Annotated in this window: 25 protein-coding genes and 2 pseudogenes; 10 read left to right on the plus strand and 17 right to left on the minus strand. The window is 70.5% G+C overall.

Going from position 1 to position 25,082, the window contains the following annotated elements:
* The first annotated feature begins 15 nt into the window (after positions 1-15).
* Positions 16-912 (plus strand): serine/threonine-protein kinase, encoded by an 897-nt coding sequence (locus KVT44_RS58610; RefSeq protein WP_254650308.1) that lies wholly within the window; start codon positions 16-18, stop codon positions 910-912.
* Positions 858-1,859 (plus strand): ABC transporter substrate-binding protein, encoded by a 1,002-nt coding sequence (locus KVT44_RS58615; RefSeq protein WP_308314195.1) that lies wholly within the window; start codon positions 858-860, stop codon positions 1,857-1,859. Before KVT44_RS58610 ends, KVT44_RS58615 begins: the two co-directional genes overlap by 55 nt.
* Positions 1,860-1,907: 48 nt before the next feature.
* Here KVT44_RS58615 and KVT44_RS35075 read toward each other — a convergent pair whose 3' ends face one another.
* The 4 genes from KVT44_RS35075 to KVT44_RS35090 all read right to left on the minus strand — a co-directional run bounded on the left by KVT44_RS35075 (position 1,908) and on the right by KVT44_RS35090 (position 6,590).
* Positions 1,908-3,422, minus strand: a complete 1,515-nt coding sequence (locus tag KVT44_RS35075; protein ID WP_217571378.1) for an MFS transporter — start codon at positions 3,420-3,422, stop codon at positions 1,908-1,910.
* A 31-nt stretch (positions 3,423-3,453) separates the two neighbouring features.
* A complete protein-coding gene (locus KVT44_RS35080) occupies positions 3,454-4,374 on the minus strand; it encodes an NAD(P)-dependent oxidoreductase (protein WP_217571379.1) in 921 nt (306 codons plus the stop codon).
* Complete coding sequence (locus KVT44_RS35085; protein ID WP_217571380.1) at positions 4,371-5,348, minus strand: aldo/keto reductase; 978 nt, start codon at positions 5,346-5,348, stop codon at positions 4,371-4,373. The genes KVT44_RS35080 and KVT44_RS35085 overlap by 4 nt, the downstream gene beginning before the upstream one ends.
* Before the next feature lie 267 nt (positions 5,349-5,615).
* Positions 5,616-6,590, minus strand: coding sequence for a LysR family transcriptional regulator (locus KVT44_RS35090; protein WP_190171149.1), 975 nt, complete (start codon positions 6,588-6,590; stop codon positions 5,616-5,618).
* A 254-nt stretch (positions 6,591-6,844) separates the two neighbouring features.
* Between KVT44_RS35090 and KVT44_RS35095 the strand changes: the two genes are divergently transcribed.
* Positions 6,845-7,351 carry a hypothetical protein gene (locus tag KVT44_RS35095; protein ID WP_217571382.1) on the plus strand — a complete coding sequence of 169 codons (507 nt, stop codon included), beginning with the start codon at positions 6,845-6,847 and terminating at the stop codon, positions 7,349-7,351.
* A gap of 63 nt (positions 7,352-7,414) precedes the next feature.
* Here KVT44_RS35095 and KVT44_RS35100 read toward each other — a convergent pair.
* Positions 7,415-7,948, minus strand: a pseudogene (locus KVT44_RS35100) (right-handed parallel beta-helix repeat-containing protein); the annotation flags it as partial.
* A gap of 501 nt (positions 7,949-8,449) precedes the next feature.
* On the opposite strand from KVT44_RS35100, the gene KVT44_RS35105 reads away from it, so the two are divergent.
* Both KVT44_RS35105 and glpK read left to right on the plus strand, forming a co-directional pair.
* Positions 8,450-9,295 (plus strand): MIP/aquaporin family protein, encoded by an 846-nt coding sequence (locus KVT44_RS35105; protein ID WP_099918988.1) that lies wholly within the window; start codon positions 8,450-8,452, stop codon positions 9,293-9,295.
* 22 nt (positions 9,296-9,317) lie between these two features.
* The gene (glpK, locus tag KVT44_RS35110; RefSeq protein ID WP_217571386.1) at positions 9,318-10,835 is read left to right on the plus strand and encodes a glycerol kinase GlpK; all 1,518 of its coding nucleotides are present in this window, start codon (positions 9,318-9,320) and stop codon (positions 10,833-10,835) included.
* A gap of 185 nt (positions 10,836-11,020) precedes the next feature.
* On the opposite strand, the gene KVT44_RS61130 is transcribed toward glpK, so the two are convergent.
* Entirely contained in the window at positions 11,021-11,257 is a 237-nt protein-coding gene (locus KVT44_RS61130; protein WP_368857597.1) for a TetR-like C-terminal domain-containing protein, read from the minus strand.
* A 245-nt stretch (positions 11,258-11,502) separates the two neighbouring features.
* Between KVT44_RS61130 and KVT44_RS61135 the strand changes: the two genes are divergently transcribed.
* Together KVT44_RS61135 and KVT44_RS61140 are read left to right on the plus strand one after the other, a co-directional pair.
* Positions 11,503-11,649, plus strand: a complete 147-nt coding sequence (locus tag KVT44_RS61135) for a hypothetical protein (protein ID WP_368857598.1) — start codon at positions 11,503-11,505, stop codon at positions 11,647-11,649.
* Positions 11,612-11,818, plus strand: coding sequence for a zinc-binding dehydrogenase (locus tag KVT44_RS61140; protein ID WP_364558947.1), 207 nt, complete (start codon positions 11,612-11,614; stop codon positions 11,816-11,818). Before KVT44_RS61135 ends, KVT44_RS61140 begins: the two co-directional genes overlap by 38 nt.
* A gap of 94 nt (positions 11,819-11,912) precedes the next feature.
* On the opposite strand, the gene KVT44_RS35125 is transcribed toward KVT44_RS61140, so the two are convergent.
* The gene (locus KVT44_RS35125) at positions 11,913-14,153 is read right to left on the minus strand and encodes an MMPL family transporter (RefSeq protein WP_217571388.1); all 2,241 of its coding nucleotides are present in this window, start codon (positions 14,151-14,153) and stop codon (positions 11,913-11,915) included.
* Positions 14,154-14,345: 192 nt separating this feature from the next.
* On the opposite strand from KVT44_RS35125, the gene KVT44_RS35130 reads away from it, so the two are divergent.
* Positions 14,346-15,005 (plus strand): TetR/AcrR family transcriptional regulator, encoded by a 660-nt coding sequence (locus KVT44_RS35130; RefSeq protein ID WP_217571390.1) that lies wholly within the window; start codon positions 14,346-14,348, stop codon positions 15,003-15,005.
* Between the two features lie 348 nt (positions 15,006-15,353).
* On the opposite strand, the gene KVT44_RS58620 is transcribed toward KVT44_RS35130, so the two are convergent.
* From KVT44_RS58620 to KVT44_RS35150, 7 genes are all read right to left on the minus strand, one after another.
* Entirely contained in the window at positions 15,354-15,623 is a 270-nt protein-coding gene (locus tag KVT44_RS58620) for a hypothetical protein (protein ID WP_254650309.1), read from the minus strand.
* Positions 15,620-15,787 (minus strand): hypothetical protein, encoded by a 168-nt coding sequence (locus KVT44_RS58625; protein WP_254650310.1) that lies wholly within the window; start codon positions 15,785-15,787, stop codon positions 15,620-15,622. Before KVT44_RS58625 ends, KVT44_RS58620 begins: the two co-directional genes overlap by 4 nt.
* On the minus strand, positions 15,784-16,038 hold the full coding sequence (locus KVT44_RS58630; protein ID WP_254650311.1) for a hypothetical protein: 255 nt from the start codon (positions 16,036-16,038) through the stop codon (positions 15,784-15,786). Before KVT44_RS58630 ends, KVT44_RS58625 begins: the two co-directional genes overlap by 4 nt.
* Before the next feature lie 2 nt (positions 16,039-16,040).
* Entirely contained in the window at positions 16,041-16,169 is a 129-nt protein-coding gene (locus KVT44_RS60180) for a hypothetical protein (protein WP_302832145.1), read from the minus strand.
* A gap of 295 nt (positions 16,170-16,464) precedes the next feature.
* Positions 16,465-17,253: a phosphatase PAP2 family protein gene (locus tag KVT44_RS35140; RefSeq protein ID WP_217571392.1), complete on the minus strand. Its 789-nt coding sequence runs from the start codon at positions 17,251-17,253 to the stop codon at positions 16,465-16,467.
* A 3-nt stretch (positions 17,254-17,256) separates the two neighbouring features.
* Entirely contained in the window at positions 17,257-18,210 is a 954-nt protein-coding gene (locus KVT44_RS35145) for a YihY/virulence factor BrkB family protein (protein WP_217571400.1), read from the minus strand.
* Entirely contained in the window at positions 18,211-19,959 is a 1,749-nt protein-coding gene (locus tag KVT44_RS35150; RefSeq protein WP_217571402.1) for a diacylglycerol kinase family protein, read from the minus strand.
* 830 nt (positions 19,960-20,789) lie between these two features.
* Here KVT44_RS35150 and KVT44_RS35155 point away from each other — a divergent pair.
* A pseudogene (locus tag KVT44_RS35155) lies at positions 20,790-21,065 on the plus strand (3-oxoacyl-[acyl-carrier-protein] synthase III C-terminal domain-containing protein); the annotation flags it as partial.
* 4 nt (positions 21,066-21,069) lie between these two features.
* Here the strand turns inward: KVT44_RS35155 and KVT44_RS35160 are convergent.
* The 3 genes from KVT44_RS35160 to KVT44_RS35170 form a co-directional block, all read right to left on the minus strand.
* On the minus strand, positions 21,070-21,459 hold the full coding sequence (locus tag KVT44_RS35160) for a luciferase family protein (RefSeq protein WP_099918976.1): 390 nt from the start codon (positions 21,457-21,459) through the stop codon (positions 21,070-21,072).
* A gap of 166 nt (positions 21,460-21,625) precedes the next feature.
* Positions 21,626-23,224 (minus strand): CdaR family transcriptional regulator, encoded by a 1,599-nt coding sequence (locus KVT44_RS35165; RefSeq protein WP_217571404.1) that lies wholly within the window; start codon positions 23,222-23,224, stop codon positions 21,626-21,628.
* A 12-nt stretch (positions 23,225-23,236) separates the two neighbouring features.
* Positions 23,237-24,040: an SDR family oxidoreductase gene (locus tag KVT44_RS35170; protein ID WP_308314196.1), complete on the minus strand. Its 804-nt coding sequence runs from the start codon at positions 24,038-24,040 to the stop codon at positions 23,237-23,239.
* 200 nt (positions 24,041-24,240) lie between these two features.
* On the opposite strand from KVT44_RS35170, the gene KVT44_RS35175 reads away from it, so the two are divergent.
* Positions 24,241-25,041: an SDR family NAD(P)-dependent oxidoreductase gene (locus KVT44_RS35175; RefSeq protein ID WP_217571408.1), complete on the plus strand. Its 801-nt coding sequence runs from the start codon at positions 24,241-24,243 to the stop codon at positions 25,039-25,041.
* Positions 25,042-25,082 lie beyond the last annotated feature (41 nt).

A 25,082-nucleotide genomic window follows, 5' to 3' on the forward strand; every position in this document is an offset into this window, starting at 1 on the left:
ACTGGAGGGGCCGGGATGAGCGGGCGTCTGCTCCCCACCGACCCCGCCACGATCGGCGGACACCGGCTGCTGGCCCGCCTCGGCGCGGGCGGCATGGGCGTGGTCTACCTCGGCCGTACGGAGGCGGGGACACTGGCCGCCGTCAAGGTCATCCAGGCCGAGTACGCGGACGAGCCGGACTTCCGCGCCCGGTTCCGCCGCGAGGTCGAGGCGGCCCGCCGGGTGACCAGCCCCTGGGCGGTGCCGGTCACCGGCGCCGACCCGGACGCGGCGGCACCCTGGCTGGCCACCGCCTTCGTGCCCGGCCCCTCGCTGGAGGAGGCGGCCGCCCGCCACGGTCCGCTGCCTGTCCGGAGCATGCGCGTGCTGGCCCGGATGCTCGCCGCCGCACTGCGCGAGGTGCACGCGGCCGGTCTTGTCCACCGCGACGTCAAGCCCGCCAACGTCCTGCTCGCCGTGGACGGCCCGCGCTTCATCGACTTCGGGATCGCCCGCGCGACCGACGAGACCGCGATCACCTCCACCGACCTGGTCGTCGGAACCCCCGGTTTCCTCTCACCCGAGCAGGCCGAGGCCCGCGGCGCGGCACTGGGCCCGGCCGGCGACATCTTCTCGCTGGGCTGCCTGCTGGCGTACGCGGCGAGCGGCCGACCACCGTTCGGCACCGGCACGGCGGACGCCCTGCTCTACCGAACGGTCCACGACGAACCCGACCTGGCCGGCATCGAAGCCGAGGAGAACGCCGAGGACAACGAGGAAGCCGAGGAAGACACAGCGGGCACCGAGCTGCTGACGCTGCTGCACTTGTGCCTGGCGAAGGACCCGGCGGACCGCCCGACGGCCGAGCAGATCTGGCCGTGGAGGACTTCAACCCCCGCTCCCGTGAGGGACGGACCTTCGATGTGGCGCTGAAGGTCCTCGACGACGCCGGGGAGGCGAAGCGGGCCGAGGAGGTGGCCGGAAGGTTCGTCGCGGACCACGACGTGTACGCGGTCATCGGCCCGACCGGCACCGCCACGGCCGAGGCCGCCGTCGCCCGCTACGAGAAGGCGCTGCTGCCCATCGTGAGCGTCTCCTCCGCCACCGATGTGTACTCCAAGATCTCCACCCGCGCGTTCTTCCAGCTCAGGCCTGACGAGTACGCTCTGTCGACGCCGTTCATCCACTACCTCACCCACACCGAGAAGAGCCGCAGGACCGCCCTCATCGACGACAGGGCGGCGGGCCGCATCAGCTGGCAGATCGTCAAGGACCTGACCATGTTCCCGCCCTCCAACGGCACGACCACCACCCATGTCGTCCCCGCGGACAGCGAGGACTTCGGCCCGGTCGCCGCCGCCGTGCTCGCCGCCGACGCGGAGGCCGTGGTGTACGGCGGGGTCTCACCGCACCGGGCCGCCCGATTGGCCCGCGCGTTGGAACAGGCCCGATTCCAGGGCACGCGCATGGCTCCGGAACCGGTCCTGGAGACCGCGTTCCTCACGGAGGCGGGCCCGGCGGCCGAGGGCTGGGTGATCAGCGCGACCTACGTCGACCCGGCCGCGCTGCCCGCCGCGGCGCGTTTTGTGGCGGCGTACAAGAAGCGCTTCGGGGTGCGCGCCGTCGAGCGCTTCGCGCTGGAGGCGTACGACGCGCTGCTCTTTGTCGCCCAGGGTCTGCGCGAGCTGGGCAACGTCGAGGTCGAGCGGGGTGCCATGGTGCGCAGGCTCCGCGCGTCCACCTACAAGGGGTTCGCCAAGACCATCGCGTTCGACGCGTTGACCGACGAGTTCCACTGGGTCAACAGCCTCTTCCTCTACCGTCTGCAGAACGGCACCCCCTGCTTCCTCGGCCGCTACGACCAGGTCAAGAAGACCTGATCCGGGGCCTCTTGCCCGCGCCCGGTCCCGTCCCCGGCCGGGAGCGGATCAAGCTCGTGGTGCGCATCGCGCGACGCCGTCGTGGCGCGATCGACGCCAGGCGTTCGTCGCCACCAGCGTGGCAAGGCCGGCCGCCGCCAGCCCGGCGAGCATGGCCGCTCGGTCACCGACCGCCGTGGAGGCGTGCCGCGTGCGGTCGACCGCGTCGGCGACCGCGGGAAGCAGCGCCGCTCCGATCGCGGCGCCCAGCTGCCGGCTCGTGTTGATCACTCCGCCGACCAGGCCCTGGTCGCGGTCGGCGACACCGGCGCTGGCGGTGACCATGCTGCCGAACGCCATGCCGGCCGTGCCGCAGCCGACCAGCGTCACCGCCGCGAGCGGCAGGTGGGATCCACCGCTCCCCGGGAGCCGGGTCAGGGCCGCGAAGCCGATGGTGGCGGCGGCTCCGGTCACCACCAGCACCTTTTGTATGCCGAGGTGCCGTGCCAACCGGGCGCCGAGCAGGCCGGTCGCGAGCCCGACGATTCCCTGTGGGGCGATGGTCAGCCCGGCCGCTAGCGGGGACATGTGCAGGACTTGCTGGAGGTACACGGAAAGTACGAGCATCTCGCCGCCGTTCCACAGGCCGAGCAGCAGCATGAGGGCACCGGCGTTGCGCAGCCCGTGAAGACGCAGCAGAGCCGGCTGCATGAGCGGGTCGGCACGGTGGTGTTCGTTCGCTGCGAAGGCTGCCGCGGCCAGGGCGGACAGTGCGAGCGGGACCAGCACGTCGGCCGAGCCGATGCCGGCGCCGCCGCCGCGGGAGACGGCGAAGACCAGGGCGCCCACAGCGAGGGTGATGAGCAGCGCACCCGAAGTGTCCAGATGCCGCCCCGTACGCGGCGATCGCGACTCCCGCAGGGTACGGGGGGCGAGCAGCAGGGCGGCAAGCCCCACAGGAACGTTCACCAGGAACACCGAGCGCCAGCTGAGGAACTCCACCAGTACGCCGCCGAGCACTTGGCCGGCGACGAAGCCGACCGACGCCGTGGCGCCGTACAGGCCCAGCGCCCTGGTCCGACGCGGGCCTTCGGGGAAGCCCGTGGTGATGAGTGACAGTGCGGCGGGCGCGACCATCGCGGCCCCGCTCCCCTGCACCACGCGGGAGGCGATCAGCAGTACCGGGTCGCGGGCGAGTCCGCCGGCCAGTGACGCGGCGGTGAACACGGCGATCCCGGCGAGGAACAGGCGTCGGCGACCGTAGAGATCACCCGCCCGGCCGCCGAGGATCAGCAGGCCGCCGAAGGCGATGGCGTAGCCCGTGACCACCCACTGCACCGTGGCGGCCGAAACGCCGAGCTCACGCTGGATCGACGACAGCGCGACGTTCACGATGCTGAAGTCCAGCACCACCATGAAGGCGGCGACCAGGATGAGCGCCAGCCCCAGCCGTCCGTGCTCGGCCGTCGGGGCAGCGGCGGTGCCGGGGTGCTCCTGGTCCGCCACCGTGGTGACGGTGTCAGGGGGCTGCCTCGGTGCCGCGTACCGCGTGGTTGGGCCCGTGGGACAGGCGTGCGTCTTCATCGCCGTGCGTCCTTTCGCTGCGCCGGCTCGATCAGGCTGTGATGTAGACCGCGGACAGGTCGTTGTCGGCGTGCAGGAGGGCGGTCTGCCGCCAGCGGGGGAGTAGCGCTTCTGTGAGCGCGAGTCGAGTGCCACTGGAGTGCGCGGCCTGCACCGCGAGTTCGGCGTCCTTGAGGGCGTGTTTGAGCGCGAACGTGGGGGTGAAGTTGCCGGCCAGCATGGTGGTGGCCTTTTGCACCGCGTACGGGCTTCCGAGCGGGGTCGACCGCAGCAGTTCCACGATCGAGGCGGGGTCCAAGCCCAGGTGGCCGGCGAAGGACAGGGTTTCCGCGGTCGCTTCCACGAGGTTGACGAGCCAGCTGTTCAACACCAGTTTCGCCTTGGTGCCGTCGCCGGCCGGCCCCAGCCAGAGGGTGGCCCGGCCCAGCGCGCCGAACACGGGCGCGAGGACGTCCTGTACCCGATCGGGCCCGCTGGCCAGGATGACCAGTTGCCCCTCCTGGGCCGGCCCTTGACTGCCGGAAACCGGAGCGTCCACGAACGTCACTCCCTGCCGGGCGGCCATGACCGCGAGTCTCGCCGACCAGCTGGCTCCAATGGTGGCCATCTGCACCCAGATCAGCCCGGGAACCCGGGCCAGGAACCCGTCCGGGCCGGTCGCGGCCCGCTCGGTGGCGGGCCCGTCGGCCATCATGCTGATGACGATTCCGGCGCCCTCGACGGCTTCGGCCGGGCTGCGCGCGACGAACACTCCATGCCGGGCGAGGTCTGCGGTGCGGCTGGTGGTCCGGTTCCACACCCGCAGCTCGAAGCCGCCGTGGGCCAGGTTGGCGGCCATCGGGCCGCCCATCCGCCCGGTGCCCAGGAACGCGATCACTGGTGTCTTCGGGCGGTGGCCGCCGCTCTGGCGGACCGGGGTGCTGTGCTGTGCGGGGGTCTGGGGGGTGGTCATGCCATGCCTTCCGGGGTGGGACCGCCGACCGGTACCGCGGCGGTCATGATGCGATCGATCTCGGCCAGGTCGGACCGGGTGAGGGTCAGGTCCAGGGCGCCGAGGTTCTGCGTCAGGTGGGCCGGGGTGCGGGCGCCGACGATGGCGACCTGGACGGCAGGGTGGGCCAGCACCCAGGCCACCGCCAGCGTCGCGACCGATACGCCGCGATTGGCGGCGAAGGCGCGCAGGGCCGCGACGACGTCGAGATTGCGGGCGAAGCCGGGACCGGTGAAGGCCGGATGGTCGGCGCGCCAGTCACCGGGATCGAACCTGGTGCCCTCGGTGAGGGCTCCACCGAGCAGCCCGTGGGCCAGCGGCCCGTAGGCCAGCACCCCGATGCGGTGCGCGACGGCATAGGGCAGCAGGTCGGCTTCGATGTCGCGGCGGAAGAGGTGGTAGGGCGGCTGGACGGTCGCCACCGGCAGCACCGTGGCGAACTCGGCGATCTGCGCGGGGCTGTAGTTGGAGACACCCACGTGGCGGATCAGGCCTTCCCGTACCAGTTCGGCGAGCGCGGCGGCCGTGTCCGGGATGGGGGTGCCCGGGTCGGGCCAGTGCACCTGATACAGGTCGATGTGGTCGGTGCCCAGTGCTTCCAGGCTGGCCTCGACACCCTTGCGCAGCCATGCCGGGCCGGCGTCGCGGACCAGCCGATCGCCGTCCATGCGCAGTCCGCCCTTGGTGGCGATCACCACCGAATCACGCGCCGAGCGCAGGTCGTGGGCCAGAGCCGCCCCGAGCAGTCGCTCGGACCGGCCGAACCCGTAGGCCTGTGCGGTGTCGAAGAAGTTGATGCCCATCGACCTGGCGGAGCCGATCGCCTCGCGCGCCGCGCCCTCGTCCACGGGCCCCCAGTCCCCGCCGAACTGCCAGGTGCCGTAGGCCAAGGGGGTCACCTTCAGGCCGGTCGCTCCCAGTGTCACCGTCTTCATGTCGTCCTCCTCGGATGGCCGGAGCCCTTGATGGCTGGGGCCTTCCTTGTCGACGTTCACATCCGCGGGGACCGGCCGGTAGGGGCCGTCTGCTTGCCGGGATACAACCTGGCGTTGTGGCTGGTGGAGGCCGGTGCGGGGCGCAGCGGGCCCCGTGACGTCCGCTGGGGCCGGCCTGGGAGGCCGAGCAGGCGGGGCAGGGACCCGTACGCGCACTCCGTCGTCACATGCGCCGGGCCGACGCCATCAGTGGGTGGACCCGCGCGGTCACTGGGCTGGACGGCGCGTCTGCCTGCTGCCGCGTCGTTGATCGCGGTGGGTGAGGATGTGGGTGATCAGATCCCGTGCCACACCGCTGGGCGGGCTGGTGGCACCGTCCCAGATGACGCGCAAGGTCCTGCTCAGGTCGAGTTCAGGCGTCTGAACCCTGACGAGCCGACCCGTGGTCAGGTCGTCCTCGACGGCCAGTTCGCTGATGACCGCCGGTGCCGAGCCGACCAGCGCGGCCGCACGGACCGCCGAGGTGGTGGGCAGCCATTGCGCCGGGCCGGCTCGGGAGGAGCCGGGGCCGAGCGCGGCGGCCAGCGCGGCGGCCAGGGTCTCCCAGGTGCCGGAACCTGCCTCGCGGCTCACCAGCGGAGTGGCGGCCAGCTCGGCGGCGCCGACGGGTCGGCGGCGGCCGGCCCAGGGGTGGTCCGGAGCGACGACCACCGCGAGCCGGTCGTGTCCGACGACCCTGCCGTGGAGCCCGGCCGGCCGCTGTGGGCCCTCGGTGAATCCGATGTCAGCGGTGCCCTCGGTGACGTGGGTGATGACCGTGGCCGTATTGATCGCTGTCAGGACGATCTCCGGGGCGGCATCGCCCACTCGTCCTGCCGCGCGGAAGGAGGCCAGCCAGCCCGGCAGGAGCTGCTCGGCGATGGTCAGGCTGGCGCTGACCCGCAGCCGGGCGCGCCGGTCCGCCCGCAGGGCGGCGATCCCGGCGTCCACCTCGGCCGCGGCCTCCAGCAGCCGGGCGGCCCACTCGGCGATCATGACGCCTTCCGTGGTCAGCCTGGACCCGCGCGGACTACGGTGCACCAGCGTCACGCCGGTCTGGGCCTCCATCGCCCTGATCCGCGCCGAAACCGCCTGCTGGCTCACCCCCGCCGCCCTGGCCGCGCTGTTGAGGCTGCCCTCCTGGGCGACGCCGAGCAGCAACTCCAGCGCGGCCAGGTCGGGGACATGCGTGCTGAGCGCCATGGCACCGTCCTCCCAGCTGCAAGCCGGGGTTGTATCCCCTCAAGTTTACGGCCGCTACCAGGGGCCCTCAGCGTCTGCCACCGTCGAAACACGACCGCGCCACGGCGGGGAGCGACCCGTTGGCGGGACGTCGGGGGCGGGCCCTGTCTGCCAGGCCCGGCAGGCCTCACGGTCCGCCGAACGGCTGCGTCGCCCCGACGTTCCTCCCTGCTCCGGCGCCCTCAAGAGCCATGATCGGCAAGGAGACCCATTCCATGACCACGACGCTGTTGCGGCCGTCCGAGCACCAAGACCGGCGTTCGTTTCTCCTACAGCGTGCGCAACCCGCCATGACCGGACTGATCGACGGTTCGCTGTCCACGCTGGCACCGATCTTCGCCGTCGCGTTCGCCACGCACCAGCCGCGCTACGCGTTCTTCGCCGGGCTGGCCACCGCCATCGGCGCCGGTGTCAGCATGGCCTTCTCCGAAGGCCTGTCCGACACCGGAGACCTGACCGGCCGCGGCAATCCCTATCTGCGCGGAGCCATCACCGGGGCAGGCACCTTTCTCGGCGGAGTGCTGCACACCCTGCCCTTCCTGATACCGCAGTACCACGCAGCCCTCGCCGTGGAGCTGGCCACGATCACTCTCGAACTGGTGAGCCTGGCCTGGATCCGGTGGCGCTTCTTCGGCACTGGCTTCCTCCGCTCGTTCGTCTCCATCGCGATCGGCGGAGCGATCATCGCCGGCGTCAGCGCCATGCTCGGTGCGGTCACCTGACGGGGAGCCCCGTCACCGTGGGAGACGCCCATGCCGACAACTCGTTCAGCGGCTGCTCCACTTGCCGCGGGCGTCGCGGATGGTGCAGCCGCGTACCGTGACCCGGCCGCCCTCGCCGATCACCACCCCGGAGGTACCGAGATGTTCGAGGGCGCAGGACTCGATGGAGCTGTCCACCGCGGAGGTGACGACGACCCCGGCGCCGCCCGGATTGCTGATCCGGCAGTCCCGCATGGCCGACGAGCCGCTGCCGCGGGCGAGCAGCCCGGCCCAGGCCGCGCCCGTGACCTCGCAGCCGTCCATGGCGACCTCCCCGCGCGGGGCGTCGACGACCGACAGCTCGTCGTCCCGGCCGCGCAGCACGAGGTCGTCGAGCATCACGGCGTCCGCCTTGAGGACGACCGCGCTGCCCCGGCGGGGGGCTGTCCCGACGGTGCCGCGGGCCTGTTGCGCCACGATGGTGACCGGGATGGTGATGGTCAGGTTCTCCGCGTACGTCCCGGGAAGCACGCTGATGACGGCGCCGCTGCGGACCCTCGCCAGGGCCTCACCGATCGTCCGACAGCCGTCCGGCCGCTCCTGGCCGACCGTCAACAACTGGCGTGACGAGCGTGAAACCTCCTGGGGACGACACCGAGCCGCCACCGGACCGGGGTGTCTGACGGTGCCTGGCACGGGCAGCGCAATCATGCAGGACGAGGACGAGGACGAGGACGAGGACGAGGGCGAGGGCGAGGGCAGGACCAGGCCAGGGAAGGCCAGTTGTGTCGACGGCGGACCGTCCGGCGCAGTCACAGAGGATCGCAGTCCGCGGGAAAGCATTCCACTGGCGATATCGATTTGTCCTGTTATCATCACTACGTAGAGTTATGACTCATTGCGTGGCTGTGAGCGCCCTTGTCGTACAGCCCGTGTGTGATGTTCGGGAACGAGAGCGTGCCGGGACGGCCGGCCCTGAAGGGGTGTCCCCATGTGTGACCAGGTCGGAGTGCATGACATTTCACTGTTTGTGCGGTTATTTCTTGATCGCCCTATGCTGATGCCGTGCGGACTCGGGCAGTCGACGGCCGGTCCTGAGCCGGCGGGAAGCGGGCTTCCATGAGTGAGCGGTTTAGCAGGTCGGGGTTGATAGGCGAGATGTCGGCCGAATTCGCGGGCACCATGATTCTCATCCTCTTCGGTTGCGGCGTGGTGGCCCAGGTGGTAGCCGGCGGAGCGCTCACGACTCCACCGGGTGGCCTCGGAAACCACGACAGCATCTCCTGGGCGTGGGGCATCGGCGTCACCATGGGTGTCTACGTCGCGGCACGGCTGAGCGGCGCGCATCTCAACCCTGCGGTGACCGTCGCCCTGGCCGCGTTCAAGGGCTTCCCGTGGAGCAAGGTGGCGCCCTACGCGCTGGCGCAGACGGCCGGCGCCTTCGTTGCGGCCCTCCTCGTGCGGTGGAACTACACCGAGGCGCTGGCGAAGGCCGACCCCGGTCACACCTTCAAGACGCAGATCGTGTTCTCCACGCTCCCCGCTAACGGCAACACGAACCTGCCGGTCTACGAGTGGGGCGCGTTTCGCGACCAGGTCATGGGCACCGCCATCCTGCTGCTGTTGATCCTGGCCATCACGGACCTGCTCAACACACCTCCCGGCGCCAACCTGGGCCCGTTCATCATCGGCCTGGTCGTCGTGGGCATCGGCATGGCCTGGGGTACCAACGCCGGCTACGCGATCAATCCGGCACGTGACTTCGGTCCCCGTCTGGCCAGCTTCCTCACGGGGTACGGCGGAGCATGGCGAGATCAGTACGGGAACTTCTACTTCTGGGTGCCGATCCTCGGTCCCCTGGTCGGCGGTCTGGTCGGCGCGGCCCTGTACAAGTTCTTCGTCGGCCGGTTCCTGCCGACAGCGGAGCCGGAGCCCCCGGGCCGCATCCCCGCTCCCAAGGACTGACACCTACGAAAAGGTGGCACCCATGGCTGACTTCGTCGGCGCGGTGGACCAGGGGACCACCAGCACCCGATTCATGATCTTCGATCATGCGGGCAACGAGGTGGCGAAGCACCAGCTGGAGCACGCCCAGATCCTTCCGCGCTCCGGGTGGGTCGAGCACGACCCGGTGGAGATCTGGGAGCGCACCAACTCCGTGATGCAGAACGCCCTGCGGCACGGGAACCTGTCCCCGACCGACCTGGCCGCGATCGGGATCACCAACCAGCGGGAGACCACGGTTGTATGGGACCCGCGCAACGGCCGCCCCTACTACAACGCCATCGTCTGGCAGGACACCCGCACCGACTCCATCGCCGCGGCCCTGGAACGCTCGGGCCAGGGAGACGTCATCCGCCACAAGGCGGGCTTGCCGCCGGCGACCTACTTCTCCGGCGGCAAGATCCAGTGGATCCTGGAGAACGTCGACGGCGTCCGCGAGGCGGCCGAGCTGGGACACGCTCTCTTCGGCAACACGGACTGCTGGGTCCTGTGGAACCTGACCGGCGGCCCCGACGGCGGCATCCACGCGACCGACGTGACCAACGCCAGCCGCACCATGCTGATGGACCTGGAAACCCTCGACTGGGACGACGAACTGCTGGGCTTCTTCCACATCCCCCGGGAGATGCTGCCCACCATCAACCCCTCCTCCCATCGCGAGGCGTTCGGCATGACGCGCACATCCCGGCCACTGAGCGCCGCCATCCCCATCAGCGGGGTGCTCGGCGACCAACAGGCGGCCACCGTCGGACAGGTCTGCTACGCGCCCGGCGAGGCCAAGAACACCTACGGCACCGGCAACTTCCTGGTGCTCAACACCGGCACGGAACCGGTCCGCTCACAGCACGGCCTTCTCACCACCGTGGCGTACCAGTTCGGCGACAGCCCGGCGGTCTACGCCCTGGAGGGCTCCATCGCGGTCACCGGGTCCGCGGTGCAATGGCTGCGCGACCAGATGAAGATCATCAGTAGCGCGCCCGAGAGCGAGACCCTGGCCCGCACCGTCGAGGACAACGGCGGCATGTACTTCGTCCCGGCGTTCTCGGGCCTGTTCGCCCCGTACTGGCGTTCCGACGCCCGGGGCGCGATCGTCGGCCTCGCCCGGTACAACGACAACGGCCACCTCGCCCGGGCGACCCTGGAAGCCATCTGCTACCAGAGCCGCGACGTCGTCGAGGCCATGGAGCAGGACTCCGGAGTCCACCTCGACGTGCTCAAGGTCGACGGCGGTGTCACCGCCAACGACCTGTGCATGCAGATCCAGGCCGACGTCCTCGGCGTACCGGTCAGCCGCCCGGTCGTCGCCGAGACCACCGCGCTCGGCGCCGCCTACGCGGCAGGGCTGGCCACCGGCTTCTGGCAGGACACCGACGAACTGCGCACCCACTGGCAGGAGTCGAAACGCTGGGAGCCCCAGTGGTCCGAGGACCAACGAGCGGAGGGCTACGCGGGCTGGAAGCAGGCAGTGGAACGCACGCTCAACTGGGTCAAGGTCGAGTAGACCGGCCCCACCACTTCGGTGTCACCGTCATGGTGCGCGCGGTCAGGGCAGCACCGGCGATCTTCAGCAGCGTGCGGTCATGCTGCTGGTCGGGTCGGGGAGTTGTTGTGTCCGCGTGAGTAGAGCCCTCATCCGCCAACTGGCGGGAGGAGCGGCCACAGCCCCTCAGATGGCTATTGAGTGCTTCAGCCGGCCAGTTGCGTGCTCAGCGTCGAGTCGCCCGGTGAAGCCAGGAGCCTGAGTGACCTGATCAGGCCACGGATTTCAGCGTGATACAGCCCATCCGGTCGGAGACTCCGCGGGCCGAGGTGCCCGTAGACCTCCAGGGCGACCAAGCCGTGCATGCGTCCCCACAGGCGCAGCGCCAGGGCGAGGCCGGCGGGCGGCAGGGGGGGGGTTGTCCCGGCGGATGGTGTCCACAAGTTCTGGGGCGAAGTCCTCCCAGGCGTGGTCGCCGCCCTGGGTGGTCTGTGCGTACGGCCAGGCCGCGGCGGCCAGTCCGGTGAGGCCGAGGCATGCGCGCTTGGCGGCTTCAGGCGCGGGACCGCCCTCGGGTGTCTGGTAGCCGGGCACAGGATCGCCGTAGATCAGCCGGAAGCCTGCGACCGACCACGACGACCTGGCCGACCGCGTCAAGGACATCACCGGCGGAGAGGGCGCCCGCATCGTGTTCGACTCGATCGGCGGCCCGGGCCTGACTCAACTCGCCCAACTCGTGGCCCGCGACGGCACGCTGATCCTGTACGGCTGGCCTGCGCACCGGCGCCCTCGCACCCGTGATCGACCGCACCTTCGACCTGTCCGCCATCGCTGACGCCCACCGTCACATGGAGGCCAACGGCCAGGTCGGCAAGGTCATCGTCACCGTCCGGCACCGAAGCGGTCGGAGCCCCTACCGGCAGCCATCGCGAGACCGGGCGAGCGCTTGCCGGCTGAGTGTCCTGGTTGGCCACCGCGGCCAACCAGGACACTCAGTCACATGAGTGCTTGTGACTGAGCACGCGACTGGCACTGAACCGCCCTGCAATGGGGTGTTCCGGAAGAGACCGTCGCACAATGCGGCGCGGTGTTGGGTGGTCAGGCTCCCGTCGCGTCCTTCACGTACGGCGATGTTGCTGTTGCGGGTTCCGTGGCGGCCGTGGGTTCGGGGCCGCCTTCGCTGAGGCCGAACCGGTCGTGGAGCTTGCGAAGGAAGCCGGGTGCGTACCAGGCCGAGCGGCCGAGCAGGCGCATGGCGGCGGGGACGAGTACGCCGCGTACGGCGAGCGCGTCGATGAGGACGGCCAGTCCGCTGCCCAGGCCGAACATCTGCATGAAGCTGATCTTGGCGGTGCCGAAGGCGAAGAAGCTCACCGCGAGGAGGAAGGCCGCCGCGCTGACGATGCGTCCGGTGTGGCCGAGGCCGTCGGCCACGGCGGTCTCGTTGTCCTTGCCCAGATCGTGGAGTTCCTTGATCCGGCTGGTGACGAACACCTCGTAGTCCATCGAAAGGCCGAAGGCGATGCAGAACATCAGCACCGTCATCGACATTTCCATCGGCTGCGCCGTGAAGCCGAGGAGGGAGGAGAGGTTGCCGTCCTGGAAGATCCAGGTCATGACGCCGAGGGTCGCCGCCAGGCTGATCACGTTGAGGACCAGTGCGCGCAGCGGCTGCACGACGCTGCCGGTGAACAGGAAGAGCAGGACGAAGGTGGTGAGGGCGACCAGGGCCACGGCGATCGGGAGCCGGCCGCCGATGGAGTCCTTGGAGTCGACCAGTACGGCGTCGGTTCCGCCCACCAGGGGGTGTGTCCCGGCGGGCGGGGCGAGTGCCCTCACCTCTTTGACCAGGTTCTGGGCCGCGTCCGACTTCGGTGTCAGGGCGCTCACCAAACTGATGCGCTGCGCGTCGGGCCGGCCGAGGGTGGTGTTGCCGGGTGCCGTCACCGTGGACTGTCCCTCGGCGTAGGTTCCCGTGCTGGTCTCGACGCGTACGACGCCCTTGAGCCCGGACAGTTCGACCGCGTACGACTCCAGCGGGGCCTTGTTCACGGGCTGGTCGATGACGATGTTGACGGCCGAGTCCTCGCTGCCGTCGAAGTTCGCCCGCAGTGCTGTGGAGACCTGGCGGCTGGCGGCCTCCTTGGGCAGGACGCGCTCGTCCGGTGTGCCGAAGGTGATGCCCAGCAGTGGGCTCGCCGCCGCCAGCAGTACGGCGAGTACGGGAAGCGCGGTGAGCGCGGGCCGCCGCATGACGGTGCGGGCCAGCCGTCCCCACATCGGTGCCCGGGCGCCGGTGTGCCCCGGCTTCGCCCACGGCAGCCGCCCGCTGTTGACCCGGTGACCCAGGACGGTCAGCAGGGCCGGCATCACGAACAGGGTGCCGAGGGCGGCGATGGCGACGACACCGACTCCGGCGAAGCCGAACGAACGCAGGAAGTACTGCGGGAACACCAGGAGCGCCGCGAGCGCCGCCGCCACGGTCGCGGCGGAGAACGCGACGGTGCGTCCGGCCGTGTGCACCGTGCGCCGTACGGCGTCGTCCACACTCGCCCCTGCCGCGAGCTGCTCCCGGAAGCGGCTGGTCATCAGCAGGGCGTAGTCGATGCCCAGTCCGAGGCCCAGGGCGGTGGTGAGGTTGGTCGCGGTGTCGGCGACGTCGGTGACGCTACCGAGAAGGGAGAGCTGGGCGAACGAGCCGATGACGGCGATGACGGCGATGGCCAACGGCAGCAGGGCCGCGACCACGCTGCCGAAGACGAACAGGAGCAGCACGAGGGTGAGCGGTATGGCGATGGCCTCGGCCAGGACCAGATCGTCGACCACCTGTTTCGACAGGTCGTTGCCCACCGCGGCGCCGCCTCCGGCCTGGACCGTGAGTGCGCCCTTGTGGGTTCCGGTGTAGGCATCGAGGATCTTCCGGGCGTTTTCCCGCTGCTGTGTCTCGTCGCCTGTCACATGGGCGAGCACCATGGCTTCGTGGCCGTCCCGGGAGCGCAGGTCGGGGCTGCCCGTGTCCCAGTACGAGACGACGTTGGTGAGCTCCTTCTCCTCCTTGAGGTCGGCCACCAGGGTCTGTCCGCTCTGTGTGGCGGCGGGGGTGTCGACGCGGCCGTCGGGGGCTTGGACGAGCAGGACCAGGTTCGTCTCTCCGCCGAACTTCTCGTCGATGACCTTCGCGGCCCGGGTGGACTGGGAGGCGGGGTCGTCGAAGCCGCCTCCGCGGAGCTTTTCGAATGCGCCGGCTCCCAACACGCCCATGAGGGCCACGGCCACGACGGCGATGACGAGGACCAGCCGGGACCGGCGAATCGCGAGTTCGGCCAAGCGTTCAAACACGAGCGTTCTCCTTTGCGTTCTTACGGTGGAAGTGGCGTGAGACAGCCGGATGCACGGCGGAGCCGGCGCAGTGCCCCGCGAGGCCTTCGTGAGTTACTCACTATCGGGTTCGTTAGAAGTTGTAACTCGTCTCGGGAGGAGTGTCAATAACCATCGTGATAACCTCTAACTAACGGCGAGGGAGGGCAGGTCATGGACGGAGCAGAGGCGACGACGCCACGCGAGCGCTACCGCGCCCAGGTGCGTGCGGAGATCAAGGAGCATGCCTGGGAGCAGATCGCCACGGCGGGGGCGTCCGCGCTCTCCCTCAACGCGATCGCCAAGCGCATGGGTATGAGCGGGCCCGCGCTGTACCGGTACTTCGCCAGCCGTGACGAGCTGATCACCGAGTTGGTCAGGGACGCGTACCGCAGCCTCGCCGACACCTTCCGTGCGGCCCGCACCGAGGGTGCCGACCCGGCCGGCCTCGCGTACGCGCTGCGCGGCTGGGCCCTGGCCGACCCCCATCGGTACTTCCTCGTCTACGGCACCCCTGTCCCCGGCTACCACGCGCCCGACGACATCACCGCGATCGCCTCCGAGATCATGGCGGGCCTGCTCGACGCGTGCGCCGAACTGCCCGCGGACGACCCGGCGACCCCGTTTGATGCCCACCTCGCCGACCACCGGGACTGGGCGGGTGGCCACCCCGCCCCGCCCGCCACGCTCCACCGGGCCCTGACCTTCTGGACCCGCCTGCACGGTGTCCTGTCCCTCGAACTCGCCGGCCACTTCACCGGGATGGGGTTCGACCCCGAGCGCTTCTACGACGCCGAGCTGGCCGACCTGCTGCGCATGCCCACGAAGTCCTAAAAGGCGCCTTGTTCCGCCACTTACTTAGCTCTCGCCGGTATTCCGCGTCGGCAGCGGCAGGCGGACGACGGTGCCTTCGATGATGTGCGGCGGGCCGTCGTGGCACGGGGGCGGGTTCGTCTTCGGGGACCCCAACGCCCGGTCAGAGCCCGGCGCCGGTCATGCACGCGTACAACTCCGACCGGAAGTGGGAAACTCACGCCCACGGCCTTCGCGCTGTTCCTGTGCCTCTGTGACCGAGCACGGGATCAGACGAAGGCCGCATCTGCGTCAGTCAGTTTCCTTCTCGGATGATCACGTTCGAGGGATCAATCGACTGAACCCAAGAACTTCGCTTCCTGTGGAGGGCTACGTGCGGGGGAGCGAGGTGTTGGTGATCGGGAGCGGCTCGTTCGCGCCCGCCACGTAGAGGTCCGTCGGAGCCGTGCGCAGCTCGAACGTGTCGTCGTCGCGCGAGACGCGCACGGACAGCACGAAGAAACCGTCGTCCTCGGTGGTCGTCTTCACGTGGTACTCGTTCTCCCAGTAGGTCTGGAGGAAGACCTCGGTGCCCCCGGGCTCGACCCCCTTGGGGAGGGTGACCTTGCCTTGGACGGTGAGGATGTCGCCCGCCTTCACCTTCTTCTTGTTGACCTGTAACTGACGGAGCTGGACTTGGTGTTGGCGGCCACGGTGGTGTCCGCGAAGTAGCCGTCCTGCGGGGTGTTGAGGTCGCCGTCCTCGTCGTAGAGAGCCGTGATCTGTACCCCGTGCTGGACGTTGAGCAGGCTGCTGCCGGTCACGTGGTCGATGCCGACGTCGGGGACGGTGAACTTCCCGCTTGCGTCGGTGACCGGCTTGCCCAAGTCACGCGGCTCGGCTCGTAGTAGTTGGGGTCGATCGGGTCGCCCCACGGGTTCCAGGTGGTGAATCGGACGACCTCCTGAATGGTGACGGGGATGTTGGGCGCCGGGGTGCCGTCGGCCTTGGTGACGGAGCCGGTGACGTCTACGTGGCGGTTGTCGTAGGCGGTGCTGGTCGGGTTGGTGGTCACGGTCAGCACGAGGCGTCGCCGGGGGAGGCGTCCGAGGGCTTGGCTGAGGCGGCGGGCGCGGACAGCGCGCCTGCGGCGAGCAGGAGCGCGGCGGTGGCGGCAAGCCGCGTCGGCAGGGACTTCCTGGACACAGGGCAGCTCCAACTTCGGTCGGGACTGGAGGAGTTGCGCCGGGCGGCACCGGTTCCGCCGCGGCGCAGGTGTGCGACGCAGCAGGTTCGACCGGCGGGGTGGGGCGAAGTCCGCGCACGACCCGCCTGTGCGTACGCCGCAGCGATCCGGCGGACCGCGGCTCCAGTCCGGTCGAACTCGCCGCCGAGGAAACACCAGTTGCTCGACGTGGCGGCTGCGGCGTACGACCACGCCCTCGACACCTTCCTCGGTACGCCGCTCACGGACCCGGAGTGCGCAGAACGTGCCCACTCTCTAAGGGTGTTGCGTACCACCCTGTGTCCGGAGCCTGGCACCGGTGAGTTCGGGCTCCAGTCCCTCCCTCAACCCGGCATGTCCGCGGCCCGCGTCGGTGCGCCAGGCCTCGAAGGCCCAGGTGGTGAGGGCGACGACGGTGAGGCCCAGGAGCCAGCCGCCCACGACATCGCTGAACCAGTGCACGCCGAGAGCGATCCGGGTGAAGCCGACGCCGAGCACGGACACGACCGCGGCGCACCAGCACAGCGCCCGCAGAGCGCGCGGCACCATGGGCAGCAGGACCAGCAGCAGGACCGCGAACGAGGTGGTCGCGGTCATCGCGTGCCCCGAGGGGAAGGAGAATCCCGGTGCGTGCGCGACCGGGTCCTCCAGGGCCGGTCTGGCCCGCTCGACCACCGTTTTGACCAGCAACCCGACGAGTCCCCCGGCCACGGCCGTCACGGCGGACCAGGCGGCGAGTCGCCAGGCCCGGCGGTACAACAGCCACACAGTCAGCAGCGCGAGGACCGTCCGCAGGGTGAACGGGTCCCACACCCGGTCGGACAGGAAACGAAGGGTGTCCGTCCACGCCGGGTGTTCGAGGGCGGTCTCGTTCAACCGCCGTGCCGCGCCCACGTCGAGACGGCGCAGCGGCTGCCAGTGCCCCTCGACCAGGACGAGCAGCAGACCGAAGGGGACGGCGGCGACGGCGGCGACGGCGGCCGAACCGAGCAGATGGATGCCGAATCTCCGGTCGGCCGCCCGGCGGCGACGGTCACGAAGGCGCTGGGCCGTGGCGCGGACCACCCTTCAGACTCCCGGGTCGGCTGTGATCGGACCGGGCCGCAGCGCCCGCGCGGCCTCCAACTGTGCGGCGAAGGAGAGCCCCAGAAAGAGGGCGATGGAGGTCAGGTAGGCCCAGAGCAGCAGTGACATGAAGGCGCTGAGCGGGCCGTAGATCGTGTCGAAGGACCCGCTGATGCCCAGGTACAGGCTCAGCAGCCAGGTCAGGGCCGTCCACAGCACGAGATACACGGCGGCGCCGAAGGCCAGCCAGGTGTAGCCGGGCTGTCGGCGCCGGGGGGACCGGCGGAAGATCGCGCTGGCCGAAAGGAGGGCGAGCAGCAGGCCGAAGGGCCGGCGCAGGATCTCACAGACGGTCCTGGCGTCGCCGTCGAGGTGATACACCGTCACCGCCGCGGCGGCCAGGTCGCCGCCGGCCACCATCACGATGAACCCGAGGCCGAGCGGGATCCCGGCGCTGAGGGACATCACGAGCCCGCGCAGGTACTTCTGGTGGAAGGGGCGGTCCCGTTCGTTCCCGTAGATCCGGTTGGCGCCGCGTTCGATCTGGCACATCGCGGTGGTGACGTTGACCAGTGAGAAGACCAGGCCGAACCAGAGGGCGATCTGGTCACCGTCGCCCGCGCTGTGGCGGCTGCGGTCCAGTGCGTCGTCGACGACGTCGGCGCTGGGCCCCTGCACGATCCGGTGGATGGTCAGTTCGGCGAGCCTGCCGATGTTCTCCGTGTGCAGCGCGGTGGAGAGCCCGACGAAGGCGATGGCCAGCGGGATCACCGCCAGTACCGTCTGGAGGGCGAGCGCGCGGGAGTGGCTGAAGCCGTCGGCGTAGCGGAACCGGACGAAGGAGTCGCGCAGCAGGGGCCAGCGGCCGTAGCGGCGCAGCGACGCCAGTGCCTCGTCGGCCGAGAGTTCGTCGCCGGTCATGTCGCGGGTCTCGGGGACCTTGGTGGCGGTGCCCATTCACTTCTCCCGGGTGGGCAGCAGGACGGTCAGCGCGCCGGGCCTGACCTCGGCGGTGAGACGTCGGCCGTGGGACACCGGGTCGCCGTCGAGTTCACGCGACTGCGGGGCGGCGAAGGTGAGTTCGGCCCGCCGGAAGGTGCGGAACTCCACCGGCACGCCCTTCGTGCCGGTGCCCTCGGGGACGAGCGTGTCCACGGTCGTGGGCCGCGCGTTCCGCCTGCGGCCGCGCACCAGCACGCCCAGGGCACGCATCCAGCCACCGGGGCCTCGCGGGTCGAGGATCAGCAGATCCAGCAGTCCGTCGTCGGGCCGGGCCGCCGGGAGGAGCGTGAGACCGCCTTGTACGGTGCCGACGTTGGCGACGAGCACCATCCGGGCCGTACGGTGCAGGACGGGCGCGTCGTCGAGCCGGATTGTCAGCCGCATCCGGGGCGTGCTCAGCGAGCCGATGATGGCGAGTAGGTAGGCGGGCCAGCCGACGGCGGACTTGGCGCGGTCGTCGGTGTGTTCCAGCATCGCGGCGTCGAGCCCGGCCCCGGACATCGCGGCGAAGTGGGTGGGGGCGAGGCCGTCGCCCTCGATGCGGCCGAGGTCGAGGCGGTGCGGGGCACCGGACAGCGCGGCGTCGAGCGCGGTGGCGGGGGTGAGCGGCAGGCCGAGGTTGCGGGCCAGCAGGTTTCCGGTGCCGCAGGGCACCACGACGAGCGGTACCCCGCTGTCGGCCAGTGCGTCCGCGGTCGCCCTGACGGTTCCGTCGCCGCCGCAGACCACGACCAGCGTCGCTCCGTCACGGACCGCACCGGCCGCCTGGCCGGTGCCGGGGTCGTCGGCGGTGGTCTCGATGAACGCCGGTGCGCGGTGGCCGTGTTGTTCGAGGATCCGCCGCAGTTTCTCGCGGGTCGCTTCGCCGGTCACCGTGGGGTTGAAGATCACGGCGGTGCTGCCGGGCTCGCGCTCCTCGACCTCGGCGGTCGCGTCGGTGTGCCCGGTCCGTGGCGAGGGGACAACGGCCACGGACCTGTCGGTGAACAGGGCACGGCCGACGATCAGCAGGGACAGGGCGCCGTTGGCCATTCCGCCGATCACGTCCGTGGGGTGGTGCATGCCTCGGTAGAGGCGGGCGACGCCGACGGCCAGCGGTACGAGGAACAGCAGCCCGGCCAGCGGCCACCGCCACGGCCTGCGGACCCGGGACAGCACGAGCACCGCGAGTCCGGCATACAGCGCGGTGGCCGCGCCGGTGTGGCCGGAGGGGTAACTGGACGTGGGCGGGGAGGCGTCGAGGCGGTGCACGTCCGGGCGGGTGCGGTCCACCGACTCGGTGACGGCCACGAACACCAGTGACTGGAGCGAGACGGCGACGGCGAGGAAGACCGCCTGGCGCCACATCGGCAGCCGGGGTACGAGCAGCAGGGCAACGCAGCTCAGCAGGGTGATGGCGATCACCGTGAGGGTGTTGCCCGCCTCCGAGCCGAGGTACGACAGGGTGGTGAGCGGGCCCGTACGGATCCGCTCGAATCCCTCGTTGACGTTGTCCTCGACCGTCAGCGGCCACACGTTCCGGGCGGGGCCCGTGATCAGCAGCCCGAAGCCCACCACCAGGGCGGCCTGGCAGACGGTCAGTACGCCGATGCGCGCGGCGGTCCTGCCGGTACCGCGGGGCACGACGGACGAGCGGCCCGGCCGGACCGCTTCGGGTCCTTCCCCAGTCGCTCCTGCGGCTCTCTCCGGCACGGCGGTCGGCATCGGGACTCCCACGGGTCGGCGCCTCGCGGCGGTCTTCGGCTGGGTGGCTTTCGCACCCGATGCACCGCCGTGTGCCCCCGAAGCGGAGGCGCATACGCTCTGTGACGTGGGAATCCACGAACTCGCGCCCCGGACGCGCACGGAAGGTGCGTCTTGGCCAGTTGTGCGCCGGCGGCATCGCATCGCGCCACGCGGCGAACAACTTCCGCATCGCCGCTGCGACAGCGGCACTCGCAGTCCGAAGTCCCCCGGTGCCCAGGCCGGTTGAACGGGTCGACAGGCGGCTCCACAGCCGCCCAGAGCAGACGGTGGATCTCCCCGGCGCACCGCTGCCCGCTGCCCACTGCCACGAAGCTGGATGACTGGCTCGACCGGCTCCGTGCCGCGGTCCGCCGCCACACCATGTACAAGCAGGCCTGGGACGCCCTTGGATCACGGATCCCGGTGTTCGTCTACTACTCCCAGCACTTCACCGTGCGTCCCCGTATCCATCTGGCGAACCTCGCACGACCAGAGCGCGATGGCGGCCTACCAGGAGGCCGAAAAGGCGTGGCGGGCCCAGCACGACGCACGCCAGTACAAACTGAACTGAACGCGGCGAGCGCCCCGATCACCCAGTTGATCAGCATCGTCCGGGGCGACGGGCATCCGCTGCGGCCGGTACAACCGCGTTCTCGTGGCATGCGGAGAGACCTTGAGCCCGCTCAGCCGCTGGTCACTGACCGGCCACGACGAGCTGCGTACCGGGCTAGGCTCCCTGACCGGCGGGGACATGGGCGCAGCCGTGCCCGTGGAAGCCTCAGCCACGCCCGGAACAGGACACCGATCCGAACGCGCTCGGACTCCTGTGGGTCCACCAGCCATCGGTCCCCTTCGTCCACGAAGTCCGCGCATGTCTCGGCGTCCGGGCAGACCTCGTGGTACCCACCTTCCACCGCACGGGGAACATGGGAGCCGCCACCCTCCCGCTCTCCCTCGCCGCGGAACAAGGCCGCCTGTGGCCGGGTGACACAGTGGCGCTGTTCGGCCTGGCCGGCGGCGCCAGTGCCGACGTGATGCTGATCGACTGGTCAGCCCCACCGCCCGCCCCCGCCCTGCGTCGGTGACGTCTCAGCCGACGCTGTCGCGTGGAAGCACCATGCTGCGCAGGTCGTTGCAGCCCGCCGACGGAGAGTCGCCCGGAACCGGCCATGTCTGGTGGGACTGAAGAGCGAGGCTCACCAGAGTGAGGAGCAGACCGATGTCGGCGTCCACTTCGAGGCGTATGGTCACCCACCGCGATTCGGGCACCATCCGGACCGCGCTGGCGCCCCTGAGATGATCCTGGAAACGGTGAATGGCACGCGCTGTGAGGTGCAGGTCGACATCGTGATCCGAATGGAAGTGCACGATCTCGCCCTGCGCCGAACTCAGCGCCCGCCCTGTGCCGCAGCTCGGCCGGGCCTCCGCGAGGTCCGGCCAGCCCGCCAGTTGTGTCATGGCACGCGAGGCCAACGTCATGCGCTCATCATGACCAGCTCACCGTCCGGCCACCAGGACTTGAGCAAGCTGTAACTGAGCTGTGGCCCACGCATGTCCGGAAATAGTGGGTGGAAGTCGGGGGCGTTTCTCCCCGAGCGGGCAGCGTTCTCCGAGGTGGAGGGCGAGGTCGTACGGGACGGGTGGGTCAGGCGGGGTCGAGTGCCTTGAGCTGGAGGGCGAGGACGAGCCTGATGTCGGGATCGGCGAGATTGATACCGACGGTCTGTTCGATCTTCGTCAGTCGGTAGCGCAGGGTGTTCGCATGGATGTGCAACCGCTGCGCGGCGGTGCGGATGTTGCCCTGGTGCTCCAGCCAGGCGTGCAGCGTGGGGAGGTAGTCCGTGCCGTGGGCCGTGTCCTGCTCGCGCAGACGCCACAGGGGTGTCACCGTCTCCAGGTCGGCGACCACGGTCGGGTCGAGCACCCGGATGAGGGCGGCGCGCGCCCAGCAGTCCTCGAAGACGAGCGGGGCGCCGGGCGCGGGCGCGAGGCGGGCCACGGCCAGCGCCCGCTCGGCCTCCTTGCGTGACCTGGGCAGTCCGCCGCGGTCGTCGGCCGCCGAACCGACGCCCGCGTAGATGGGCATACGGTCCCCGGTCCCGTCGTCGAGCAGGTCCCGCAGCCAGTCCCGTACCGTCGCCGCGGAGTTCTCCTGGAGACGGCCGACCGTCAGGACGAGGTACCAGAGGTTGGACAACTGCCCGGCGTGCACGGTCAGATCCCGGGACCGCTGCATCAGCGCGAGCCCGTGTTCCAGCCGGGAGCGGGCGATGGCGCGCTCGGAGGGGTCGTTGGGGGCGACGGCCAGCGCGGCGACCCAGTGGGTGCCGCGCGGGAGTTCGATGGAGTCGCCGGAGCCGGTGACGGTGGGACCGCCGTGCAGCAGGACGGCCAGCTGTTCCATCTCGACCCGGTGGGTGCGGTAGTCCTCGGTCCTGCGCCGCATCAGATGCACCGCGACCCGGTGGGCGATCCGCGCGAACGCCGTCACCTGCCGCCGCTCGGCCCCGGACACCACCGCCCACATCGACCCGAGGCCGAAGCTCCCGGCGCGCAGTCCCACGGCGAGCCGGTCGGCGGCGCCCTCCGCCACCCCGCGCACCACGACCGGGCCCTCGCTGCGAGCGATCTCCTGTGGGACCCCGCGCGCCGCGAGCGCCTGCGAGAACCCGGTCGGCGCACGGCGGCTCAGCAGCGTCTCCGCCCGCACCGGATCGCCTCCGGTCTGGTCACTGGAGTAGGCGAGCAGCCAGCCCCGCGGGTCCTCGATCGTCACGGGGCCGCCGACCGCGTCGGCCGCCATGTCGGCGAGTTCGAACAGGTCGACGCCCCCAGACGGCTCCGGACCGGAGTCGGCGGCGTGCCGGGCGATCTCACCCTGCAGCAGGGCCACCGCCTGCAGCCAGTCGATGCCCTCGTCCAGTACGAGCACGCCGCACCCGGAGTCCGCGGCGGCCCGCAGGACGTCCGCGTCGTCCTGGACACGGCACTTCGTGGCCACCGCCGCGGCCACTCCGCCGAGCCGGCGCAGCAGCGCGGTCACCGCCGTCACGTCGTCCATGCCGATGGCGAGGACGATGTCACCGCGCCCGGGACTCTGCGCCGTGCCCGGCTCGTGCACCCGTACGCCGCCCACGGGCAAGGACGGTTCGGGCAGCAGTACCGCGCGCAGCACGTCGTTGCCGAGTGCGGCGGTCAGTGTCTCCAGCGTGCCGCTCGCACCGCCGGCCGTGTGGGTGGTCATCGCGCTCCGTCCTCAGATCGCCGTCATGCCGCCGTCGGCGACGACGGCCGACCCGGTCATGAACGCGGACAGGTCCGAGGCCAGGAACAGCGCGACCGCCGCGATCTCGTCAGGGCGCCCTTCGCGCCCGATCGGCTGCCAGGACGGCAGCGCGTCCCGGACCGACTCGATTCCGCCCATCCGCTCGGCGTGGGCGAGGTTGATGGGCGTGTCGACCCAGCCGGGGCAGATGCAGTTGCAGCGCACGCCGGAGGTGGCGAAGTCGCGGGCCACCGCCTTGGTCAGCATCAGGACACCGCCCTTGCTCGCGGTGTATCCGGCCAGTACGGGTTCCGCGACGAGGCTGTTGACCGAGCCCATGTTGATGATCGAGCCGCCGCCCGCGCGCAGCAGCGCGGGTACCGCGTACTTGCAGCCGAGGAAGACCCCGCGCAGGTTGACCGCGAGCATGCGGTCGAAGTCCTCGACGGAGGTCTCCAGCACATTGCCGGGAATCGAGATGGCCGCGTTGTTGACCATCGTGGTGACGCGGCCCCAGGTCCGCTCGGCCGTCTCCACGGCCGCGGCGACGTCGTCGGGGTCGGAGACGTCGGCGCGCAGCGGCTCGACCGCGGTGGGGTCGTCGCACAGTTCGGCCGTACGCCACACCCCCGCCTCGTCGATGTCGGCGGCGAGCACCTTCGCCCCGGCCGCCACGAACCCGCGCGTGATGGCCCGTCCGATACCGCTGGCCGCGCCGGTGACCACGGCCACCTTGCCGTCGAGATCGATCAATTCGTGCCCCCGGTGATCGTGCGGGCGTTCGGAAGGTCCCACGGATCGAACGCTCGATTGTTGGGAGATCGTCCAATGACTTATGGGCCCGGACGCCCCAACATTAGGGCACCCCCACGGCGAAAGCACAGACCAGAAGCGCTCTCTGGTCCGTGATCGCCTGCTCCCCGCAGCTCGACCGGACGGGTCGTTGGCGAATGTTCCAAGCATCAAAACCCGTCACGCGACCGGAAAGAGAGCCCATGGCCACTCCGACCACCACCCCCTCCGCGCCGCCCACGGGCCGGGTCGCGGACAAGGTCTGCGTCGTGACCGGTGCCGGCTCCGGCATCGGCCGGGCGATCGCCCACCGGCTGGCGGAGGAGGGCGGCAAGGTGCTGTGCGCCGACCTGTCCGAGCAGACCGCGCGGGAGACGGCCGCGGAGATCACCGCGGCCGGCGGAGTGGCCGAGGGCCGCGCGGTGGACGTGTCCTCCAGCGCCGAGGTCGACGCGATGGTCGAGGCCGTCGTGGCCCGCTGGGGCCGCGTGGACGTCCTGGTCAACAACGCGGGCGTCAACCTGCCGGGGCTGCTGCACGAGGTCCCCGACGACATCATCGACAAGACCCTTGATGTGAACGTCAAGGGCCAGCTCTACGGCTGCCGTGCGGTCATCCCGCACATGCTCACCGCGGGCGGCGGCTCGATTGTGAACATCTCCAGCGTCAACGGGCTGGTCAGCGAGCCCTTCCTCACTGTTTACTCTGCCTCCAAGGGTGCCAGCGTGATGCTCACGAAGGGCGTGGCACTGGACTACGTCAAGCAGGGCATCCGCTGCAACGTGATCTGCCCGGGATGGGTCGACACGCCGATCAACCACGCGCACGCCAAGCTCCTCGGCGGCCTTGAGCACGTCTACGACACCATCGATTCCTTCCAGCCCATCGGGCGTCCGGGGCAGCCCCGCGAGATTGCGAACGTGGCCCTCTTCCTCGCCTCCGACGAGGCGAGCTTCATGACCGGAAGCGTCGTCGCGGTCGACGGCGGCATGACGTCGCAGTAACCGTCACCCACCCGCCACCCCCGCCACCGCGCCGCTCGCGC

It is taken from the genome of Streptomyces sp. GbtcB7 (assembly GCF_019091445.1).
In the GTDB taxonomy this organism is placed as follows: domain Bacteria; phylum Actinomycetota; class Actinomycetes; order Streptomycetales; family Streptomycetaceae; genus Streptomyces; species Streptomyces mirabilis.

What these genes read in the sequence shown, in the direction of transcription:
- KVT44_RS35090 (WP_190171149.1), bottom strand. Translation starts at nt 6,590, where the DNA reads ATGGCGCTCAGCACGCATGTCCCCGACCTGGCCGCGCTGGAGTTGCTG.
- KVT44_RS35085 (WP_217571380.1), bottom strand. Translation starts at nt 5,348, where the DNA reads ATGAAGACGGTGACACTGGGAGCGACCGGCCTGAAGGTGACCCCCTTG.
- KVT44_RS35075 (WP_217571378.1), bottom strand. Translation starts at nt 3,422, where the DNA reads ATGAAGACGCACGCCTGTCCCACGGGCCCAACCACGCGGTACGCGGCA.
- KVT44_RS35165 (WP_217571404.1), bottom strand. Translation starts at nt 23,224, where the DNA reads ATGACCACCCACACGGCCGGCGGTGCGAGCGGCACGCTGGAGACACTG.
- glpK (WP_217571386.1), top strand. Translation starts at nt 9,318, where the DNA reads ATGGCTGACTTCGTCGGCGCGGTGGACCAGGGGACCACCAGCACCCGA.
- KVT44_RS35095 (WP_217571382.1), top strand. Translation starts at nt 6,845, where the DNA reads ATGACCACGACGCTGTTGCGGCCGTCCGAGCACCAAGACCGGCGTTCG.
- KVT44_RS35150 (WP_217571402.1), bottom strand. Translation starts at nt 19,959, where the DNA reads ATGCCGACCGCCGTGCCGGAGAGAGCCGCAGGAGCGACTGGGGAAGGA.
- KVT44_RS35130 (WP_217571390.1), top strand. Translation starts at nt 14,346, where the DNA reads ATGGACGGAGCAGAGGCGACGACGCCACGCGAGCGCTACCGCGCCCAG.
- KVT44_RS35105 (WP_099918988.1), top strand. Translation starts at nt 8,450, where the DNA reads ATGAGTGAGCGGTTTAGCAGGTCGGGGTTGATAGGCGAGATGTCGGCC.
- KVT44_RS35080 (WP_217571379.1), bottom strand. Translation starts at nt 4,374, where the DNA reads ATGACCACCCCCCAGACCCCCGCACAGCACAGCACCCCGGTCCGCCAG.
- KVT44_RS58610 (WP_254650308.1), top strand. Translation starts at nt 16, where the DNA reads ATGAGCGGGCGTCTGCTCCCCACCGACCCCGCCACGATCGGCGGACAC.
- KVT44_RS35160 (WP_099918976.1), bottom strand. Translation starts at nt 21,459, where the DNA reads ATGACGTTGGCCTCGCGTGCCATGACACAACTGGCGGGCTGGCCGGAC.
- KVT44_RS35175 (WP_217571408.1), top strand. Translation starts at nt 24,241, where the DNA reads ATGGCCACTCCGACCACCACCCCCTCCGCGCCGCCCACGGGCCGGGTC.
- KVT44_RS35145 (WP_217571400.1), bottom strand. Translation starts at nt 18,210, where the DNA reads ATGGGCACCGCCACCAAGGTCCCCGAGACCCGCGACATGACCGGCGAC.